General features: G+C 39.8%; 3 protein-coding genes and 1 pseudogene. All 4 read right to left on the bottom strand.

The window, feature by feature from the left end; all coding sequences use genetic code 11:
- Positions 1–129: 129 nt before the first annotated feature.
- A pseudogene (locus A7985_RS26145) lies at positions 130–345 on the bottom strand (transposase); the annotation flags it as partial.
- Positions 346–603: 258 nt separating this feature from the next.
- The gene (locus tag A7985_RS25315; RefSeq protein WP_065793149.1) at positions 604–834 is read right to left on the bottom strand and encodes a hypothetical protein; all 231 of its coding nucleotides are present in this window, start codon (positions 832–834) and stop codon (positions 604–606) included.
- Between the two features lie 5 nt (positions 835–839).
- Positions 840–1,412 (bottom strand): hypothetical protein, encoded by a 573-nt coding sequence (locus tag A7985_RS25310; protein ID WP_065793148.1) that lies wholly within the window; start codon positions 1,410–1,412, stop codon positions 840–842.
- Between the two features lie 7 nt (positions 1,413–1,419).
- Positions 1,420–2,801 (bottom strand): RHS repeat-associated core domain-containing protein (locus A7985_RS25305; protein ID WP_370671186.1); only part of this gene is annotated, 1,382 nt, incomplete at its 5' end.

The raw sequence follows: 2,801 nt of genomic DNA, 5'->3' as shown, positions 1-2,801 counted from the left end.
CTAACCAACTTTTTCACTACTCAATTTTGATTAAAAAATCATTAATTCAGATTGGCCCGATAACCCCGAAAACTCTTGAAAGTAACTGCATCCGTCGGAATTTTACGATGGGTGTCTTTTTAAATTTTGCGTATGGTTACTCATCACTGCATACGCACACACATCAATACAGAACACCTTCGCAAGTTGTAGTAACTTCTCTTCAACCCACCCTCTTCGATGCTCATAAGACTTACCCGTTACTTTATCTTCTCCACACAAAAACGCACGCCTTACGCATCGTGATATGCAGTGATAGTACTTAGTATCCACCAAGCTAACTTGCCGACTTCGTGCTGTTGTCATGAATTGAGCGCCTAACTTTTAACCGTTATTTAAAGATAGGCGACACTCAGTTTTTTACCAAATTTAAGTTGGGTGTCTTCTTAAATTTGACCATTGGCTAACAAAGAATCTGAACCAGATCAGAAATAAATCATACAAAGAACCACTTCCTTTAAGTCATAGATTTAAAACTGACTTGGCAGAATACTTACAACTTTTTCCAAACCGTCAGTTGTACCCCAAATTATCACTCCCTCACAACTGACCAACCCGTTTTGGTTAAATTTGATTGACCAACGTGGTCGCGGCTAATCGACCATGTGGCAACAGTAAAGTGACACCGTTGGTCACATACACCGCTATATACATATGTATATAGCACTCCACTTGGACCAGAAAGTCGATAGATGCGACCACACAGGTCAGATAGGCGAGACCAAAAAATCGGCGAAACGTGACCAGAAATAGAAAAGCCCCAGCAAATTGCTGGGGCTTTGGATAAGGTGTCATCTATATTACTTACTATTCAAATATAATTTAAGTCTGTTTATTTGCTGCATAATTACAAAACTTCCAAAACCAGGCTTAAAATACTTGGCAGTAATTTCTTCAACCTCTTCAGAAGAAATATTTGAATCGATTATTAGCCTATTTATTAGCCCAAAATAAACAGCTGTGCAATGATTTTTTGCAATCTCTTTTGATGTAAAAAAAGTTGGTATTTGGAAAGAGTCTAAAGAAGAATAATAATCTTTAAGAAACTCTATTTTCCTGTCATTTACCTCAGCTAAGATGTGGAGTAACTCTGACTCATATTTACTTTCTTTTTCCTTTCTATATTCTATTTGTGAAATATACACTTTAGAAAAAATAGAGTACCTTTCTGAAAAATTAATTCCTTTTACCATTTGATCGAACTTACAAATCTCTAAATCTTGTAAAATGAGACATATATTATCCCTAAACACCTCTATACCAAAAAAAACTCTTTCATCCAATTCAATTAATATCAACTCACTTTGATCATCGCTATTGCGTATAACTGAGCCGCTGTTAATCTTTATATATTTTTTCAACTCATCAAACATTTTTCACCTAATATTTAGGTAATAAGTTACCAAAGGTTATTCTATGTAAATCTACATTTGTGGGGCCAAGTATCGTACGAGCAGGCAAATAACCGGATGTAGATCTAGATACAATAGCACCTTGAGTTTGAATTACCCTATCGAGTCTAATTTGTCTTGGGCTAAGTTTCGCAGCACCTGCTTTTACTTCAATAAATTCAATATTCCCATCTACCTTGAAAGCGGTTAAATCTGGATAACGAATTTCTCCATTTGGCCCAACTCTAAGTGTAATTCCACCTATAATAACATGACTCCCTGGGTTTTCTGCTAAATAATTATCTGCAGCATGTTGCTCTGCCGTTTTACCCATAATACGGTTTTTAATTGCTAATTTCCAAGCTTCATCATAAAGTGCTAGTTCTTCCTCATTCATGTCAGACGCCATAGCCAATTGGCTTTCTTTACCAAATGGATATCCTATGTTGTTGTCTTGCTCAGCTCTAATTTGGCTATTACCATTAAACGCCTGAGCAAATGCCGCGGTTGTGGCACCATTTGAGAACTTGCCACCCGTAACTTTTGAGACAGTCCCACCAACTATTGCTGCCACTGCAATCCTTGCAATGTCATACCCTGCACCGGGAGCCGATATCAAGCCATTTATATTAAGGCCTTTCGTTAACCCGGCACTCCAGAAACCATGACCAAACTTACCGCCTTGTAAATCAGCAATAATACCGCCAGTAAGTGCATGAGTAGCAACATGACCAATACCACCGGTTTTCCAGAAAGCACCACCAGTGCCATCAAAAGCGCGGCCTATCTGGTTGAAAGCTTCTGCGGAAACAGCTGCAATCGCCCCAGCTTTTAATGCCTGTGATGAAGAGCCGCCCATCGCGCGAGTAAAGTTATAACTCCAGTAAGCTGAACCGAAAGGCCCACCTAATTTATAAAAAGCAATGTTACCAACTATATTCGTGAGCGTTGGACCAAACACTTTTGACGAAGCTCGAATTACATTTCGTAACACCTTTTTGAATGGCTTCGTGAATGCGATCAAATACCCACTCGGATCCGTATAACTCAGCGGATTATTTAGAACATAAGAATAAGCATTGTAATTCTGAAGATTCGAAGGCGCCTGAACAAACGGATCGGCCTGCATCACGCGCCCAGTATCTACATCGTAGATCCGACCATTCATATGAAGGATGCGGCTGTCGTCTCCCAATGCCACTGGCTCGTGCCCCGTATAACTGCGCAGGTTGCGCGGTGTTGTACCAAATAGGCCACTTAGATGGTCGCTGACATAGTGCTCAGAGTACAGGTCGTTGTCTCGCCCAACCGTCGACTTTTTACCCCATACATCATATTCAAAGCGCTGAATAAGCCGGAGTTTATTGTCTG

Origin of the sequence: Pseudoalteromonas luteoviolacea (assembly GCF_001696455.1) — a bacterium.
GTDB classification, from domain to species: domain Bacteria; phylum Pseudomonadota; class Gammaproteobacteria; order Enterobacterales; family Alteromonadaceae; genus Pseudoalteromonas; species Pseudoalteromonas luteoviolacea_C.
The sequence above is the reverse complement of the archived record's forward strand: the minus strand, read 5'-3'. Positions and strand labels throughout refer to the sequence as shown.